This window comes from Devosia insulae DS-56 (assembly GCF_000970465.2).
In the GTDB taxonomy this organism is placed as follows: domain Bacteria; phylum Pseudomonadota; class Alphaproteobacteria; order Rhizobiales; family Devosiaceae; genus Devosia_A; species Devosia_A insulae.
On record NZ_LAJE02000192.1, the window covers coordinates 1 to 15,858 of the forward strand.

General features: G+C 66.0%; 16 protein-coding genes. 8 read left to right on the forward strand and 8 right to left on the reverse strand.

The features are described 5' to 3' along the window. Nucleotides 1-45: 45 nt before the first annotated feature. Nucleotides 46-1,179 carry a mandelate racemase/muconate lactonizing enzyme family protein gene (locus VW23_RS13675; RefSeq protein WP_084646097.1) on the reverse strand — a complete coding sequence of 378 codons (1,134 nt, stop codon included), beginning with the start codon at nt 1,177-1,179 and terminating at the stop codon, nt 46-48. Nucleotides 1,180-1,329: 150 nt separating this feature from the next. Between VW23_RS13675 and VW23_RS13680 the strand changes: the two genes are divergently transcribed. The 6 genes from VW23_RS13680 to VW23_RS28250 are packed head-to-tail and all read left to right on the forward strand — an operon-like array spanning nt 1,330 to nt 6,286. Next, the gene (locus VW23_RS13680; RefSeq protein ID WP_069910119.1) at nt 1,330-2,055 is read left to right on the forward strand and encodes a FadR/GntR family transcriptional regulator; all 726 of its coding nucleotides are present in this window, start codon (nt 1,330-1,332) and stop codon (nt 2,053-2,055) included. Continuing rightward, nucleotides 2,052-2,834, forward strand: coding sequence for an acetoacetate decarboxylase family protein (locus tag VW23_RS13685; protein WP_069910120.1), 783 nt, complete (start codon nt 2,052-2,054; stop codon nt 2,832-2,834). The genes VW23_RS13680 and VW23_RS13685 overlap by 4 nt, the downstream gene beginning before the upstream one ends. A 23-nt stretch (nt 2,835-2,857) precedes the next feature. Then, complete coding sequence (locus VW23_RS13690; protein WP_069910121.1) at nt 2,858-3,907, forward strand: Gfo/Idh/MocA family protein; 1,050 nt, start codon at nt 2,858-2,860, stop codon at nt 3,905-3,907. Beyond that, the gene (locus tag VW23_RS13695; RefSeq protein WP_069910122.1) at nt 3,904-4,722 is read left to right on the forward strand and encodes a sugar phosphate isomerase/epimerase family protein; all 819 of its coding nucleotides are present in this window, start codon (nt 3,904-3,906) and stop codon (nt 4,720-4,722) included. Before VW23_RS13690 ends, VW23_RS13695 begins: the two co-directional genes overlap by 4 nt. Next, on the forward strand, nt 4,719-5,531 hold the full coding sequence (locus VW23_RS13700) for an SDR family NAD(P)-dependent oxidoreductase (RefSeq protein WP_069910123.1): 813 nt from the start codon (nt 4,719-4,721) through the stop codon (nt 5,529-5,531). Before VW23_RS13695 ends, VW23_RS13700 begins: the two co-directional genes overlap by 4 nt. Continuing rightward, nucleotides 5,528-6,286: an SDR family NAD(P)-dependent oxidoreductase gene (locus VW23_RS28250; RefSeq protein ID WP_084646098.1), complete on the forward strand. Its 759-nt coding sequence runs from the start codon at nt 5,528-5,530 to the stop codon at nt 6,284-6,286. Before VW23_RS13700 ends, VW23_RS28250 begins: the two co-directional genes overlap by 4 nt. A gap of 38 nt (nt 6,287-6,324) precedes the next feature. On the opposite strand, the gene VW23_RS13710 is transcribed toward VW23_RS28250, so the two are convergent. From VW23_RS13710 to VW23_RS13730, 5 genes are all read right to left on the reverse strand, one after another. Continuing rightward, the gene (locus tag VW23_RS13710) at nt 6,325-7,320 is read right to left on the reverse strand and encodes an ABC transporter permease (RefSeq protein WP_201788048.1); all 996 of its coding nucleotides are present in this window, start codon (nt 7,318-7,320) and stop codon (nt 6,325-6,327) included. Nucleotides 7,321-7,330: 10 nt separating this feature from the next. Further along, a complete protein-coding gene (locus VW23_RS13715) occupies nt 7,331-8,872 on the reverse strand; it encodes a sugar ABC transporter ATP-binding protein (protein WP_069910125.1) in 1,542 nt (513 codons plus the stop codon). A gap of 112 nt (nt 8,873-8,984) precedes the next feature. Further along, nucleotides 8,985-9,938 (reverse strand): sugar-binding protein, encoded by a 954-nt coding sequence (locus VW23_RS13720; RefSeq protein ID WP_069910126.1) that lies wholly within the window; start codon nt 9,936-9,938, stop codon nt 8,985-8,987. A 188-nt stretch (nt 9,939-10,126) separates the two neighbouring features. Further along, on the reverse strand, nt 10,127-11,143 hold the full coding sequence (locus VW23_RS13725) for an ABC transporter permease (protein WP_055887016.1): 1,017 nt from the start codon (nt 11,141-11,143) through the stop codon (nt 10,127-10,129). A gap of 13 nt (nt 11,144-11,156) precedes the next feature. After that, a complete protein-coding gene (locus VW23_RS13730; RefSeq protein WP_069910127.1) occupies nt 11,157-11,954 on the reverse strand; it encodes an ATP-binding cassette domain-containing protein in 798 nt (265 codons plus the stop codon). A 435-nt stretch (nt 11,955-12,389) separates the two neighbouring features. On the opposite strand from VW23_RS13730, the gene VW23_RS13735 reads away from it, so the two are divergent. After that, nucleotides 12,390-13,379 (forward strand): substrate-binding domain-containing protein, encoded by a 990-nt coding sequence (locus tag VW23_RS13735; RefSeq protein ID WP_069910128.1) that lies wholly within the window; start codon nt 12,390-12,392, stop codon nt 13,377-13,379. A gap of 78 nt (nt 13,380-13,457) precedes the next feature. On the opposite strand, the gene VW23_RS29500 is transcribed toward VW23_RS13735, so the two are convergent. Beyond that, nucleotides 13,458-13,601, reverse strand: coding sequence for a hypothetical protein (locus VW23_RS29500; RefSeq protein WP_244513582.1), 144 nt, complete (start codon nt 13,599-13,601; stop codon nt 13,458-13,460). 18 nt (nt 13,602-13,619) lie between these two features. After that, nucleotides 13,620-14,576 carry an NAD(P)-binding domain-containing protein gene (locus tag VW23_RS13740; protein WP_244513583.1) on the reverse strand — a complete coding sequence of 319 codons (957 nt, stop codon included), beginning with the start codon at nt 14,574-14,576 and terminating at the stop codon, nt 13,620-13,622. A gap of 321 nt (nt 14,577-14,897) precedes the next feature. On the opposite strand from VW23_RS13740, the gene VW23_RS13745 reads away from it, so the two are divergent. Continuing rightward, nucleotides 14,898-15,782, forward strand: a complete 885-nt coding sequence (locus tag VW23_RS13745) for a DMT family transporter (protein ID WP_069910129.1) — start codon at nt 14,898-14,900, stop codon at nt 15,780-15,782. The last annotated feature ends 76 nt before the right edge of the window (nt 15,783-15,858 follow it).

Here is a 15,858-nt window from a genome sequence, read left to right on the forward strand (position 1 = left end):
ATCGGGTTCCGAGCATGTTCGACACTGGATCGCTCGTCGGCGGCGTCAGATGTGTATAGGAGACAACGCCTTCACCACCGCCTCGTCCACCTCGATCCCAAGCCCCGGACGCGTCGGAGCATAGGCCCGTCCACCCCGCTGGCGGATCGGTTCGTCGACGAGGTCGGTCTGCACCACCACCGGGATCGGCTTGAACTCGAACAGCCGCGCATTGGGCGAGCAGAGCGACAAATGGAGGCTCGCCGCGCTGAGGATCGCCGTGCTCCAGGCATGGGCGTTGATGGTGATGCCGGCCGCACCACACAGCGCGTCGATCTTGGTGAACCCGGTGACCCCCTCGGCCCGCGACGGGTCGACCCCGAGCACATCGACCGTGCCGGTCTCGATCAGCCGCTGGTAGCCGGTCACCGTGAACTCGCGCTCGCCGGTACCAATCGGCATGTTGGGCAGCGCCGCCTTCAGCGCCCGATAGTCGTCGACGCGGGTCGGATAGAACGGCTCCTCGATCCAGCCGATATCGTACTCGGCCATCCGCCGCGTCGTCGCGATGCCGGTATCGCGGTCCCATTTCACCCCGTTGCCGACATCGACGATGATCTCGAAATCGGGCCCCAGCGCCTCCCGCAATTCGCGCACGAAGGCGACGTCGTTGTCCGGGTCCTGGCCGATATTGGAGAGGCCGCGCTTGCCGAAGCCGAGCTTGGCGCCGCGATAGCCCTCGGCCCGGTAGCCGACGATCTCCTCGACGCACAGCGCCCGCGTCGCCCTGTTGACGTGGCTGGAGGAATAGGCCGGCAGGCTCTCATGCGCCTTGCCGCCCAACAGTTCATAGAGCGGCTTGCCCTGGAGCTTCCCCTCGATATCCCACAGCGCCATGTCGAGCGCCGAATAGGCGAAACAGGCAATGCCGCCTTCGCCGTACCACCAGGCATGCGCCCGCATCTTCTCCCAGGCTTCGGCCACGCTGATCTCGCCGGCAGCGGTGAGCAGCGGGCCAAAGCCGGTATCAATCAAAGTCTTGGTCGCCCAGCAGGCCTCCGGCCACATGGCGATGCCCTCGCCCCAGCCGACCACGCCGTCCACCGTCTCGACCTTCACCAGCACCGTCTGGCGCAGGTTGCCGTGGTCGTTGGTGTCGGCGTAGCGGATCACGTGGCTGCTAATCTGGCCCACGCGCATTGCGGCATCCCCCCTCGGCGGCCTGTTGTCCGGCCTTACTTGGCGTTGACTAGCATCGAGGGCGCTGCTAGGTCAAGAAGTGGTCAGACCACTTGGCCACTTGCGACGAGACGGCCATCGAAGCCGCATCCGCATCGGGGAGCTTAGACAGTGCCGATCAGTGATCTCAGCGGCGAAGTGCCGTTGCGCCGTTCCGGCCTGACCGAGATGCTGGTGGCGCGTCTGCTCGGCCTCGTCACCGCCGGCAACCTGAAGCCCGGCGACCAGTTACCAGCCGAGCGGAAGCTCGCCGAAACCTTCGACGTTTCCCGCCCCACCCTGCGCGAAGCTCTGCGCGCCCTTGCCGTGCTCGGGGTGATCGAGGTGCGGCATGGCGGCGGCGTCTTTGTCTCGCAGCTCGAAGCCTCGGACCTCCTCGCGCCGCTGACGTTCTTCCTCACCCTGCGCGCTGCCGAGGTCGAAAAGCTCTACGAAGCGCGAAAACTGATCGAGGGCGAGATCGCGGCGCTCGCCGCCAGCCGCGGCGACGCGGCAGCCTTGGATGAGCTCGAAGCGCTGATCGCGGCGCAGGAAGACGCCAAGCTCGAGCCGGCGCGCTATCGCGACGTCGATACCGCCTTCCACCGCCGGCTCGGCGAACTCGCCGGCAACGAGTTCCTGTCGCGCGCCGCCCAGAGCCTCAACGTGCTCGGCCAGGAATTCCGCAAGACCGCCTCGGAAACGCCCAATGTCATTTCGACCTCGATTGCCGACCATCGCACCATTGTCGAAGCGATCCGGCGGCGCGATGCTGCGGCGGCACGACAGGCGATGGTCACCCACATGGGCCATGTGCTGCAATCCACCGAGGCTGCGATGAAAGCAAAGAACGAATGACCGAAAGACGCTGGGGCCTCGACAAGGTCACCGAAGCCGACATCCTCGCGGGTGGCTTCTCCACCCCGTGGGATGCGCCGTTCATTCCGCCCTTCCCCTTCACCTTCCGCAATGCCGAAGTGCTGACGGTGTTCTGGCGCACCGACCCCAAGGCGATGCAGTTCCTCGCCCCGCCGCCGGTCGAAGCGACCGGCGACGTGGTCTGTGTCCACATCTACAAGATGAACGACACCAGCTGGATCGGCCCCTATCACGAGGCCAACGTGATGTTCGGCGCAAAACTGCCCAATGGCCGCTCCGGCGCCTACTCGCCCTACCTGTTCCTTGCCTCGGATGGCGGCGTGGCGCATGGCCGCGAGGTGCATGGCCAGCCCAAGAAACTCGCCAACCCGTTCCTCGAATTCCGCGGCGACCTGATGGTCGGCGGGGTCGAGCGCAACGGCATCGACGTCATCACCGTCACCACCCCCTACAAACAGCAGCCAGTCGACCCGGCGCTGATGAAGGCGCATTTCGACTACGGCACCAATCTCAATCTGAAGGCCGTCAACCACATCGACGGCACCCCGGCGATCCGCCAGATCACCTCGCGCAAGCTCACCGACGTGAAGGTGCACGAATGCTGGCGCGGGCCCGCGACGGTGGAGCTCAGGCCCAACGCCCAGGCCCCGGTGTTCCGCCTGCCGGTGGTCGAGCCGCTCGAGGCCTTCTACTGGCGCGCCGATTTCACCCTCGTCACCGGCGAGATCATTCACGACTATCTGGCCAAGAACGCCTAAGCGTCGGGCCTCGGGAGGACAGTTTGAGCGATAAGGTCAATATCGGCGTCATCGGCGCCGGCTGGTGGGCGACCCTCAGCCACATCCCCGCTTTGCGCGCCAACCCCAATGTCGAGATCGTCGCGGTGAACCGCCCCGATGCCGATGGCATGGAGAAGGTCGTCTCTAGCTTTCCCGGGGTGAAGCCGTATTTCGATGCGGCGGAAATGCTGGCCACGGAGACCCTCCATGGCGTGGTCGTCGCCTCGCCGCACATCCTTCACGCCGAGCACGCTCAACTGGCACTTTCGCGCGGCCTGCCGACGCTGATCGAAAAGCCGATGGCGACCAGCGCTGCCGATGCCCGCGCTCTCCTCGCCACCGCCAATGCCAACAGCACCCAGATCATCCTGCCCTATGGCTGGAACTTCCGGCCCATCGTCGAGACCGCCCATCAGCTGGTGAAGGATGGCTGGGTCGGTGAAGTCCGCCATGTCGTGGCGCAGATGGCCTCGGCGCTGGCCGACCTGTTCGGCGGCGAGCCGATGGTCGAGACCAAGGACCACCTGTTCCGCCCGCCGGTCTCCACCTGGGCCGACCCGAAGAAATCCGGTGGCTATGGCTGGGGCCAGCTGACCCACGGGCTCGGTGCGCTGTTCCGCATCGTCGATCTCGACCCGGCCAAGGTGTTTGCAAAGACCGGCCTCTCCCCCGCTGGGGTCGATTTCTACGACGCCGCCGTGGTCGAGTTCGCCAATGGCGCCACCATGGCGCTGTCCGGCTCGGCCACCGTGCCCAAGTCGCGTGGCTACCAGATCGATATCCGTATCTTCGGCACCGAAGGGATGATGCTGTTCGACATCGAGCGGGCCCGGGTCGAGGTAGTTCGCCACGACGGCAAGACCCACATCGCCGATCTCGGCCCCGATGCCGGCGGCTATGAGCAGGTGGCGCCAATTACCCTCCTGGTCGACCTGGCGCGCGGCAAGCAGGTGCCGAACCCTGCTGATGGCGTGGTCGGCATGCGCTCGAGCGTGCTGCTCGACGCCATGTACCGCTCGGCCAGATCGGGGCGCCTGGAGGACGTGCTGTGAAGCTCAGCGTTACCAGTTGGTCCTTCCCCGAACTGACGCTCGACGAGGTCGGCGGGCTGGCCAAAGTGCTGGGCATCGAAGGGCTGGATGTCGGCTATTTCTACCGCTCCGCCCTCGACCGCGCACGGTTGCTGGCGACCCCGGAGACCTATGCCGATGAGCTGCGCAGGCGCTTGCCGCTGCCGGTCTCCAACCTCTACCACCTGTTCGGCAACTCCGTCGCCGACCGCAACCTCGCCGACCCCGCCAACCGCGCCAGGAACACCGCCGATTTCACCGCCGTGCTGAAGTTCTGCGTCGGCATCGGCTCGCCAACAGTGTTCATCCTCCCCGGCGTGATCAACGGCGCGCAGAGCCGCGCCCAGGCGCTCGCTGAAACCGTCGAGTCGCTGCGGCCGCTGCTCGATCTGGCGGCCAAGACTGGCGTCACCGTCTGCGTCGAGCCGCACGTCCATTCCTACCTCGAGAGCCCTGATATCACCGCCGAGCTCTGCGAGCGCGCCCCCGGGGTGAAGCTGGCGCTCGACTACGCTCATTTCGCCGTTTCCGGCTACCGCCAGGATGAGATCGACGGGCTGGCCCGCTGGGCCGGCCATGTGCATCTGCGCCAGGCGCGGCCGGGCGCCCTGCAAACCAAGTTCGAGCAGGGAACGCTCAACTTCCCAGCCCTGTTCGCCACGCTGCGCGATGCCGGCTACGACGGATGGCTGGCTGCCGAGATCGTCCACCAGGGCTATTTCGATACGCTGCACGACGACGTGCTGACCGAGACCGTGAAACTGCGCGACCTGTTCCGCGCCTGGAGTGCCCCGTGAGTTCGCAAGCCATTATCGTCACCGGTGGAGGCGGCGGCATCGGCCGCGCCATTGCCGGGCGCCTGCATGCCGACGGCCACACCGTGGTGATCGCCGATCGTGACCGCGCCGTCGCCGAAAGCGCCGCCGCCGCCATCGGCTGCGAGTTCGAGCTGATCGACATCGGTGATGAAGCCTCGGTGATGTCAGGGGTGAAAGCCGTCGCGGCGCGCCATGGCGGGCTGTTCGGCGTCGTCAACAATGCCGGCATCCACATGCAGGCGCTGGTGGTCGAAACCGCCGTCGAGGATTGGGACCGGATCTTTTCGGTGAACACCCGCGGCACCTTCCTGATGTCGCGCGAGGCGGCCCGCATCATGGCGGCGCAGCAGAGCGGCCAGATCGTCAACATCATCACCAAGCTCGGCTTCGGCAATCCGTTCTCGTCGGCTTACCTCGCCTCCAAGAACGCCATCTGGGGCCTGACCCAGTGCCTCGCCATCGAGATGGCGTCGAGCGGCGTGCGGGTGAACGCCATCGCGCCGGGCCATGTCGGCCCCGGCACCGGCATGGAGAAGGCCTTCCGCGCCAAGGCCGAAAAGCTCGGCAAGAGCTGGGATGATTTCGAAGCCGATGTGGTCGCCACCATCCCGCTGCACCGTTGGTGCACCCCCGAGGACGTGGCCGGCGGCGTCAGCTGGCTGATGGGTCCCGACACCAGCTTCGTCACCGGCGAACTGATCAACATTACCGGCGGCTTCCAGGCCTATGCCTCGACGCCCAGTGCGGACTCTGTCCGCGCCGCAGCAGAGCGAGGCCCGACGAAATGAGCGCATCCCTGCAAGGTAAAGTCGCGCTGGTCACCGGCGCACGGGCCGGCCTCGGCGCCGCCATTGTGCTGGCACTGGCCGAACTGGGCGCCACGGTCATCGCCTCCGGCCGCAAGGCCGGCGACTGCGCCGAGATCGTCGCGGCGGTTGTCGCCAAAGGCGGCAAGGCCAGCGAACTCGTCCTCGATGTCGGCGATCTCGCGGCCATCCCGGAGCGCGCTGCCGCGGCGCTGGCGCTCCATGGCCGCATCGACATCCTCGTCAACAATGCCGCGACCATCGATCCGATGGCGAAGCTCAGCGTGCTCGATCCACTGGCCTTCGACCGCTCGCTGACCGTCAATGTCAGCGGCCCCGCCGCGCTGGTCGCGGCGCTATGGCCGAACCTCAAGGGCGGTCGTGTCGTCAATGTGGTGAGCGGCGCCGCCAACCACGCCATGTCCGGCTGGTCAGCTTATTGCGCCGGCAAGGCCGCGCTCATGATGCTGACCCGCTCGATCGAACTCGAAGGCGCCGAGATCGGCCTCCGCGGCTTCGCCTTCGCGCCGGGTCTGGTCGATACCGACATGCAGGCTGCTATCCGTGCCGCCAGGATCAACCAGATCTCCGACGTGCCGCGCGAGAACCTGCAACCGCCCGAACGCCCCGCCCGGGTCATCGCCTGGCTCGCCAGCGGCGTCGCCGACGACCTCGCCGGGCAGTATGTCGATATTCGGCAGGACGGGCTGATGGAGCGGGTTCAGCAGAGCGAGTAGCGAATGGCGAATAGCGAGTAGAGAAGAAAGCCTATTCGCTACTCGCTACTCACTATTCGCTCCTCCCTGACCGACGCCGCCTCGGCGATCCGCCGCCGCGCCCGGAACACACCCCATTGCTGGTCGACCAGCACGCCGATGAGGATCACCCCGCCCATCACCGCGAAGTTGAGCGAGGAGGGAATGCCGAGGAGGTTCACGAGGTTCTGCAGTTCCTGCAAGAGGATGGTGCCGAGGATCACCCCGACGATCGAGCCCTCACCGCCACGCAGCGAGAAGCCGCCCAGCACCGCTGCGGCGATGGCATAGAGCTCGTAGAAATTGCCCTGCGACGAAGGCTGCACCGACCGGGTGTACATGGCGAAAAAGATCGCCGCCAACGCCGTCAGCCCGGCGCAGATCACATAGGCAGAGGTGACCACCACATCGGTGCGGATGCCCGAAAAGCGCGCCGCCTCCTCGTTCTTGCCGATGGCGAACAGATAGCGGCCGAACACCGAACGGTGCAGCGTGAACCAGGCGATCACCGCCACCACCGCCAGCACATAGACCGATACCGGGATGCCGCCGATGCGGGCGACGAAGAAATCGAGGCCCGGATACTCGCTGCCGAACGGGAAGCCGGCGGTGGCGTCGGCGGTGTAGCCGCGCGCCACGCCGCGATAGATCAACAGGCCGCAGAGCGTCACTACGAAGGGTTGCATCTTCAGCTTGGTGATCAGCAAGCCATGCGCCAGCCCCAGGGCGAGCCCGAGCACCATGACAATGGCGAAGGCAATCGGCCACGGCACGCCCTTGGCGCCGACCAGGTCGACAAACAGCACGCCGAGCAGCGCGATCATCGAGCCGGCGCTGAGCTCGATGCCGCCGGTGATGATGACAAAGCCCTGCCCGATGGCGAACAGGCCGAACAGGCCGATCAGGTTGGCGGTATTGGCAAGGTTCTGCGGGCCGAGGAAGGCGGGGTTACGCAGATACACCACAAACCCGACGACGACGATGAGGGCTAAGAGGCCCAGATCCTTCTTGTTCATCCGTTTCCCCTCACCCGGCCTGCCTGAGCGGCTTGCCCACCGCCAGCCGCAGCACGTTTTCTTCGCTGAACTCGGCCCGTCCGAGCAGCCCGGAAATCCGGCCCTCGTGCATCACCGCGATACGGTCCGACACGCCGATCACTTCTTCCATGTCCGACGAGATCATCAGCACCGCGACGCCCGCATCGGCGAGCCCGCGCATCAGCCGATAGATTTCCGCCTTGGCCCCGACATCGATGCCGCGCGTCGGCTCGTCGAAGATCAGCACCTTGGGCTGCATCGCCAGCCACTTGGCCAGCACCACCTTCTGCTGGTTGCCGCCGGACAGGCTCCCCGTTCGAGTGGTCACCGTCGGCGCCTTGATGCCGAGCTCGGCGCGGCTCTGCTCCGCCTGCACGCGCTCCAAAGCCGGCACCACCAGCCCGCTGCGGGCATAGGCGTCGAGATCCGGCAGGCTGATATTCTCCGAGATCGGCAGGTCGAGCAGGATGCCCTCGCCCTTCCGATCCTCCGGCACGAGGAAAATGCCGCGCTCCACCGCGTCCGAGGCATTGCGCAGCGTCACCGGCTCGCCATTGAGTGTCACCGTGCCCGCATAAAGCGGGTCGACCCCGAACAGCACCCGCGCCAGTTCGGTGCGGCCGGAGCCGACCAGCCCCGCCAGCCCCAGAATCTCACCGGCATGCAGCTCCAGGCCGACGTCGCGGGTCGGATAGGCCGCGGTGCGAATGCCGCGCGCCGCCAGCACCACCTCGCCCTTGCCGAGCTTGGGCGCCGCATAGGCCACCTTGAGGTCGCGGCCGATCATCAGCTTGACCATGCGGTCATGGTCGATCTCGGCCTTCGCGAGTTCGCCCACCAGCACCCCGTCGCGCAGCACCAGCACCCGGTCCGAGGCGCGCTCGATTTCGTGCAGCCGGTGCGAAATAAAGATCACCGCGATGCCCTCGGCCTTGAGGCCTGCAATCACCTCGAGCAGCTTGTCGGTCTCGGCCAGTGGCAGCGACGAGGTCGGCTCATCGAGAATGACGAGGCGCGCATTGACCGACAACGCCTTGGCGATTTCCACCATCTGCTGCTGTGCCAGCGACAGTTTCGCCACCGGTGTGTTGGGCGCGAAATTGGCCCCGAGCCGCTTCAGGTAGGGCAGCACATCGGCGCGCATCTGCTTTTCGTCGACGAGGTTCAGCACCCCGCCGCGCCGCGGCTCGCGCCCGATATAGACATTGGCCGCAACGTCCAGATTGTCGAACAGGTTGAGTTCCTGGTGCACGAAGGCGATCCCCGCCTTCATCGAACCACCGACGCTGAGCCCGGCATAGGGCGCGCCATCGATCTCGATTGTGCCGCTATCGGGCGCCGTGACCCCACCGAGGATCTTCATCAGCGTCGATTTGCCGGCGCCGTTCTCGCCGACGAGGCCGATCACCTCGCCTGGCCCGACCAGCATGTCGAAGCCGGCCAGCGCCACCACGCCCGGATAGGTTTTGCGAACGGCTGAGAGCTTCAGGAAGGGCCGCGCGGGCGCTTCTTGATCGCGGCTATCGAGCATTCCACCTCCCCCGCGCGTTCCCGCCTGAACGCTAGCATCAGAAGACGCGGACGACAGCCCCCTGTCGCCCGCGCCAGCGGAGACGGCCATTGGCCGTCTCCGCCCCTTGATGTCAGCCGCCGCTGATCTTGGCCTTGAGGTCGGCCGAGAAGGCGTCGACATTGTCCTTGTTGATCACGGCCGTCGGCACGATGATCAGCTTGTCCTCAGGGATGCCCGACTTGTCGCCTTCGAGATAGGCGGCCATCAGCTTCATGCCCTGATAGCCCCACTCGAACGGCTGCTGCACGATGGTGGCAGCGAACGAGCCTTCCTTCACCGCGCCCAGCGTCACCGGGTCTTCGTCGAAGGCGACGACGGTGATCTGGCCGAGCTTGCCGGCGGCCTGCAGCGCCTCATAGATCTTGGGCGGGTTGTACGAATAGAACCCGACCATGCAGGTGATCTCGGGGTTGGCCACCAGCACGTCGTCGACATTGGTGCGGGCCTTGGTGAAGTCCACGTCGTCGCCACGCACGTCGACCAGTTCGATGCCCTTGCCTTCGATGGCCTGGCGGAAACCGGCGATGCGTTCGACGGCGTTATCGGCGCCGAGGAAGCCGACAAAGCCCATGCACTTGCCGCCATTGGGCAGTGCCTTGACCATCTCCTCGCCCGCCTGCACGCCGGCCAGCGTATTGGACGAGCCGAGATAGGCGAGACGGTTCGACGCCGGAGCGTCGGAGTCGGTGGTGAACAGCGGCACCTGCGCGGCGATCCGGTTGAACGCGTCGATCGAGTTCTTCGGGTCGGCCGACGAGATCATGATCGCATCGGTGCCGGCGGCGACGAGGTCATCCATCAGCGCATTCTGCAGCGCGGCAGTGCCCTGCGCCGGATAGCGGAACTGCAGTTCGTAATTGGGTAGCTCGGCCTGCGCCTTCTTCACCCCGGCTTCCGCCAGCTTCCAGAAGTCGGACGAGGCATTCACCACGAAGGCGAGCTGTTTCTTCTCCTGCGCGACGGCGCCGCCGACGAGCATGACACCAGCGGCAACGAGAACCGCGATACTGACTAGGCTCTTCATCATTCCTCCCTGGCCGCCACCTGGCGGCGCTGTTGGTTTCGTCCCGTACCCCGTCCTCCCGTCCCTGTTCCGGGTCGTCGATGCTTCCGTCGAAGCTGAGGTACGTATCTCAACCCGGCACCAAGAGAGAGAAAGGTGCCATCCCGCCGGCGCGTCCGCCGGCAGGAATTCGTATTCGTTCTCGGGGGCTACTCCCCGGTGTCCTTGTTGCGCAGCAGGTTGGACGCCACGGCCAGGATGATGAACGAGCCGACGAACGTGCCCTGCCAGAACGTGCTGATGCCTAAGAGCGTCAGGCTGTTGCGGATGATCTCGATGAGCGCCGCGCCGACCACGGCGCCCAGCGCGGTGCCGGTGCCGCCGGCGAGGCTCGCCCCGCCGATCACCGTCGCGGCGATGACCGTCAGTTCGAGTCCGGTGCCGAAGCCAGTGGTGACCGAACCGAGCCAACCGGTCTGCAGAAACCCGGTCAGGCCGGCGCAGAACGCCACGAACATATAGACCGAGATCTTAACTGCCTTCACCGGCACACCGGTGAGCACCGCCGCCTTCTCGTTGCCACCAATGGCGTAGAGATGCCGGCCCCAGCGGGTCCAGCGCAGCGCGAAGCCGGTGATCAGCGCCAGCAGCACCATGACGATCAGCGGATTGGGGATCGGCAGCCCGCCGACCACCACCGAGCCGCCGCCGATGCTGAACAGGATCGCCTGGTCCGGCCCGAACTCGTAGATCAGCGCGTTGTTCGACATCACCATGCCGATCGAGCGGGCGATCGACATCATGCCGAGCGTCACGACGAAGGCCGGCATTCCCACTATGGCGATCAGTACGCCGTTGATCAGGCCGACCAGCAGCGACGCGGCGATCGAGGCCGGTATGGCCAGCGTGATCGGCAGGCCGGCATGCATGATGATGGTGGTGGTCATCGCCGAAATCAGCACCGTAGCGCCGACCGACAGGTCGATGCCGCCAGTGATGATCACCGCGGTCATCCCCAGCCCGACAATGCCGACAAAGGCAAAGTTGCGGGTGACGTTGAACAGGTTCTGCGGCGTCGCGAAGGTCTTGGTCAACAGCATCATCGCAATGATGGCGATGATCACTGCCAACAGGATCCAGAAGATCTGCCGGCTGATCAGCCATGCCAGGAAGCCACGATGCGTCTGCTGGTCGATGGCGTCCTTGAGTGAGGTGTCGGTGGTCATGTCGGCAAGCTCCTCAAGCGCTCTGCAGCGCGCCGGTGATCAACCCGGTCACTTCTTCGGGCGACGAGTCGGCGACGCGTTTGTCGGCGACCTTGCGGCCGCGCCGCAGCACCACCAGCCGGTCGCACACCGCGAACACGTCGGGGATACGGTGGCTGATCAGCACCACCGCGATCCCCTGCTCCTTGAGCCGGCGGATCAGGTTCAGCACCTCGGCCACCTGCCGCACGCTGATCGCAGCGGTGGGCTCATCCATCAGCACGATCTTGGGGTTGGACAGCCGGGTCCGCGCAATGGCGACAGCCTGACGCTGTCCACCCGACATGCGCCGCACCAGGTCGCGTGGCCGCGTTTCCGATTTCAGCTCGGCAAACAGCTCGCCCGCCTTCTTGTACATGCCCCGATAATCGAGGATTTCCGGCATGAACAGCCGCCAACCGCGCTTGCGTTGCCAGAACGGCAACTCCGCTTCCTGCGGGGTACGGGCGATGGTGGTGAGCTCGCGGCCGAGAAAGATATTCGCCGCCGCGGTGAGGTTATCGGCCAGCGCCAGGTCCTGATAGACGATCTCGATCCCCTTGGAGCGCGCATCCTTCGGCCCATGCAGTTGCACCACCTGCCCGTCGAGGCTGATGCTGCCTTCCGAGGGGTGGAAATTGCCGGCGATGATCTTGACCAGTGTGGTCTTGCCGGCGCCGTTATCGCCCACCAGGCCAACCACTTCGCCAGCGTTCAGCGTCAGTGAGATATCGGTCAGCGCGGTGATAGCACCGTAGTGCTTGGCGATGTTCGCCAGCTCGAGAACCGCCATCGTTGCCCCTCCCAAGGCTGGAAGGCTCCGCCCTCCGCTAGATGTCGCGGGCAAATCTATGCGGGATGCCGCGCCAAGCGTCAATCGACTTCGAGCATCCACCCCGCGTCCGCAAAAAACGTCAGCAAGGTTGCTGTTTAACCAGTCTTTCCAACGTCTTTGGCTACGTATCTGACAACTTGATGCGCTTGAATGTGCACGTGCATCAGCCCGATTGACTATTGCTACGAGCCGTCTCAGTATCCGCCTCGACATGCGAAGCGCCGCGGCCGGCAACGGCCAGCAACAAGGCGCGCGACAAGGATTGAGGAGCTCATCGGATCGATCAGCGTGCCAGCGGGCGGCTAGGGACCCCCGCTGATGACGTACGCCGATCGCGTTCGACCGAGGGCCTGCGCCAAGCAGGCCGAGACTGAACCCGAGGGAGGAAAGACTATGCGTAAGACTACGTTTGTGCTTGCCGGCGCGGCCATTGCCGTAGCGCTCGCAGGCAGTGCCATGGCGCAGGACAAGAAAATCCTCGCCGTCGTCGTCAAAGGCCTCGACAATCCGTTCTTCACGGTGATGGGCCAGGGCTGCGCCGACTGGAACACCGCGCACGCCGACAGCGAATACACCTGCCTTTACACCGGCCCGGCGCTGAGCTCGGACGAAGCCGGCGAAGTGCAGATCGTGCAGGATCTGATCAGCAAGGGCGTCGCCGGCATCGCCATTTCGCCGTCCAACGCTCCGGCCATGGCCAACATGCTGAAGGCCGCGGCGCCGACCATGCCGATCATGACGATCGACGCGGACTTGCTGCCGGCTGACGCTGCCCTGCGCAAGACCTATTTCGGCACCAACAACTACGACATGGGTGTCGGCATGGCGACCGAGCTGATGAAGCTCAAGCCGGAAGGCGGCACCGTCTGCCTGCAGCTCGGCAACGTCGCCGCGGCCAACATCAACGAGCGTGCCGCCGGCTTCCGCGACACCATTGCCGGCGCCAAGGGCACCGAACGCCTGAACGCCTCCAATGGCTGGACCGAGGCCGAAGGCTGCCCGACCTATACCAATGACGATATCCCGACGGCCAACCAGCAGATGGCCGACGTGTTCACCGCGCAGCCCAACCTCACCGCCTTCGTGCTGGTCGGCGGCTGGGCCCAGTTCGGACCGCAGGCCTATGCCCAGAACACCGACCAGGTGATGGACAAGCTGAAGGCCAAGGACCTGATCATCATCGCCGGCGACACGCTGCCGCCGCAGACCCAGGCGTTCCGTGAGGGCCGCAGCCACTTCCAGATCGGCCAGCGGCCGTACCAGATGGGCAACGAGGCGCCCGATATCCTGATCAGCCTGATCAAGGGCGAAACCGTCGAGGATCCGAAGTTCACCGGCCTCGACCTCTGCACCCTCGAAGACCCGGGCATCTGCGCCAAGTAAGGCTGGAACCGAAAGTCGGCGGACCAAACTGGGGCACGCTTCGGCGTGCCCCTTTCGTTTGGGCAGGGGGGATCAGCTTCAGTTCACCCCCAACGTCGCCAGCAACTCACTCGCCGCCGCGGCGCCGGCCCGGTTGGCGCCGATGGTCGAAGCCGAGGGGCCGTAGCCGACGAGGTGGATGCGCGGATCCTTCACCACCTCTGTCGCCAGCCGCCCGCCCATCAGGATGCCGCCCGAGGGCTAGCGCAGCAGCAGCGGCGCCAGATGGTCGAGCGAGGAGCGGAACCCGGTACACCAGAGGAGCACGTCGGCCCGTTGCGTCGTACCGTCCTGCCAGCGCACGCCGGTTTCGGTGATCTCGGCGAACATCGGGAGCCGCTTCAGCACGCCTCGCGCCTCCATCGCCTCGATCAGCGGCGAACGCGGCAGGCCAGTGACGGAAACCACCGAGTTCGGCGGCAGGCCCTGGCGCACGCGATCTTCCACCAGTTTCACCGCGGCGCGCCCTGCTTCCTGGTCGAACGGCCCTTCGCGGAATTGCAACGGTCGCCGCGTCACCCACGTGGTGCTGGTCACCTCAGAGATTTCGTTGAGCAGTTGGATCGCCGAGATACCGCCGCCGACGATCACCACGTGCTGGCCGGCGAACTCCGCCGCCGTGCGGTAATCGCGCGTATGGAGCTGCCGCCCCCGGAACAGGTCCCGCCCGGGATACTCGGGAATGTACGGCGTTTCCCAGGTGCCGGTGGCGTTGATGATGCCGCGGGCCGAAAACGTCTCACGGTCGGTCTCCACCCGGAAGCGCTCGGCGCGCAGGCACACCACCTTGACCTTGACCGGCCGGTAGACGTTGAGTCCGAAACGCTCCTCATAAGCCGCAAAATAGCGCGGCACGGCGACTGCTGCCTCCACCGCGTCGTTACTGGTATCGACGGCCTCGGAAAACGCCATGCCCGGCAGGTCGTGCACCCGATTGACCGTGCTGAGCGTCAGCGACGGCCAGCGGAACTGCCAGGCGCCGCCGGCCTGTGGCGACTGGTCGAGCACGACGAAGCCGCGCCCCGCCTCGAGCCCGCGCTGCCTCAAGTGATAGGCCGAGGACAGCCCGGCCTGCCCGGCGCCGATGATCACGATCTCGGTCTTGATCGCGACGCCCAGCGACGGCGCGCTTTGCGGGGCGAGAGTTTCGGCATCCATCGACGAGCAATCCTGTTGTCGCCCAGAGGTAGGGTGAGTGCGCCGGGTGCGCAACGGCGGTCCGTACGAACGATTTGCGTGCTTGGCGCCCCTCACCCCGGCCCTCTCCCCAGAGGGGCGAGGGGGCGGTGTGGCATTGCCCGTGCAAAGTGCGTCCCCTCGCCCCTTCTAGGGGGCGCAAAAGCGCCCTCCGGGGGGAGAGGGTCAGGGTGAGGGGCGCCAATCACACGGACCGAGCGGCAACGAAAGCACCATTGGCAGATCGGCGCCTCTGTGCCATGCCCGGGGTCGGCGCGTCCGCGTCCTCCCCTCCGAGCTTCCATGCGCCCCCTCGACCTCCTGCTCTATGCTGCCGTCTGCCTGATCTGGGCCTTGAACCTGATCGTCAGCCGGGTGCTGTTCTCCGAATTCGGCGTCGCTCCGATCTTCTACGCGGCGGCGCGCTTCCTCATCGTCGCGGCGATCCTGTCACCGCTGCTCAGACCACTGCCCCAGCCGCTGCTGCCGATCCTCGGCATCGGCTTCCTGATGGGCGCCTGCCACTTTGGCCTGATGTTCCTCGGCCTTTCGCACGCCACCTCGTCGAGCGTCTCGATCGTCTTGCAGACGGCGATCCCGATCACCGCCCTGCTCTCGGTGCTGCTGCTCGGCGAGCGGGTCAGCCTCGCCCGCGGCGCCGGCATCGCGCTGGCGCTGGGTGGGGTGATCCTCGTGATGTGGGATGGCGAAGGCGCCAGTGTCAGCCTGGGGCTGGCATTCGCCTTCGTCTCGGCCATCGCCATCTCGCTGGGCCAGGTGCTGCTGAAGCGCTATGGCGCCATAAAGCCGCTGACCATGCAGGCTTGGATCGCCTTCGTCTCTGCCCCGCCCATGCTGGCCTATTCACTGCTCGCCGAAACCACCCCGGTGACATCAAGCCTCGGCGCCGGCTGGCCGTTCTTCGCCGCTCTCGCCTTCTCGGTTGTCGCGGTGACGCTGCTGGCGACCACTCTCTATCTCGGCATCCTGCAGCGCTATCCGGCGTCGGTCGTCGCGCCGCTCGGCCTGATGATGCCGCTGATGACCGTGCTGATGGGCATCCTGCTGCTTGGCGAAGGCTTCGACCTCCGCATGGCCGTGGGCGGCATTATCGCGCTGGTCGGCCTCGTGCTGGTACTGCGCCAGCAGGCGCCACGCGACGCCGAGCAGCCGCGCGAGATGACTTAGGCCGCCGGCAGCGCCGCCACGCGCTCGCGCAGTCGTCGCCTCCCTCCCCCTTGAGGGGGGGGGGGGAGGGAGGGGG

What these genes read in the sequence shown, in the direction of transcription:
- VW23_RS28250 (WP_084646098.1), top strand. Translation starts at nt 5,528, where the DNA reads ATGAGCGCATCCCTGCAAGGTAAAGTCGCGCTGGTCACCGGCGCACGG.
- VW23_RS13730 (WP_069910127.1), bottom strand. Translation starts at nt 11,954, where the DNA reads ATGGCGGTTCTCGAGCTGGCGAACATCGCCAAGCACTACGGTGCTATC.
- VW23_RS13740 (WP_244513583.1), bottom strand. Translation starts at nt 14,576, where the DNA reads ATGGATGCCGAAACTCTCGCCCCGCAAAGCGCGCCGTCGCTGGGCGTC.
- VW23_RS13725 (WP_055887016.1), bottom strand. Translation starts at nt 11,143, where the DNA reads ATGACCACCGACACCTCACTCAAGGACGCCATCGACCAGCAGACGCAT.
- VW23_RS13720 (WP_069910126.1), bottom strand. Translation starts at nt 9,938, where the DNA reads ATGAAGAGCCTAGTCAGTATCGCGGTTCTCGTTGCCGCTGGTGTCATG.
- VW23_RS29500 (WP_244513582.1), bottom strand. Translation starts at nt 13,601, where the DNA reads ATGGGCGGGCGGCTGGCGACAGAGGTGGTGAAGGATCCGCGCATCCAC.
- VW23_RS13735 (WP_069910128.1), top strand. Translation starts at nt 12,390, where the DNA reads ATGCGTAAGACTACGTTTGTGCTTGCCGGCGCGGCCATTGCCGTAGCG.
- VW23_RS13745 (WP_069910129.1), top strand. Translation starts at nt 14,898, where the DNA reads ATGCGCCCCCTCGACCTCCTGCTCTATGCTGCCGTCTGCCTGATCTGG.
- VW23_RS13675 (WP_084646097.1), bottom strand. Translation starts at nt 1,179, where the DNA reads ATGCGCGTGGGCCAGATTAGCAGCCACGTGATCCGCTACGCCGACACC.
- VW23_RS13710 (WP_201788048.1), bottom strand. Translation starts at nt 7,320, where the DNA reads ATGAACAAGAAGGATCTGGGCCTCTTAGCCCTCATCGTCGTCGTCGGG.
- VW23_RS13715 (WP_069910125.1), bottom strand. Translation starts at nt 8,872, where the DNA reads ATGCTCGATAGCCGCGATCAAGAAGCGCCCGCGCGGCCCTTCCTGAAG.
- VW23_RS13685 (WP_069910120.1), top strand. Translation starts at nt 2,052, where the DNA reads ATGACCGAAAGACGCTGGGGCCTCGACAAGGTCACCGAAGCCGACATC.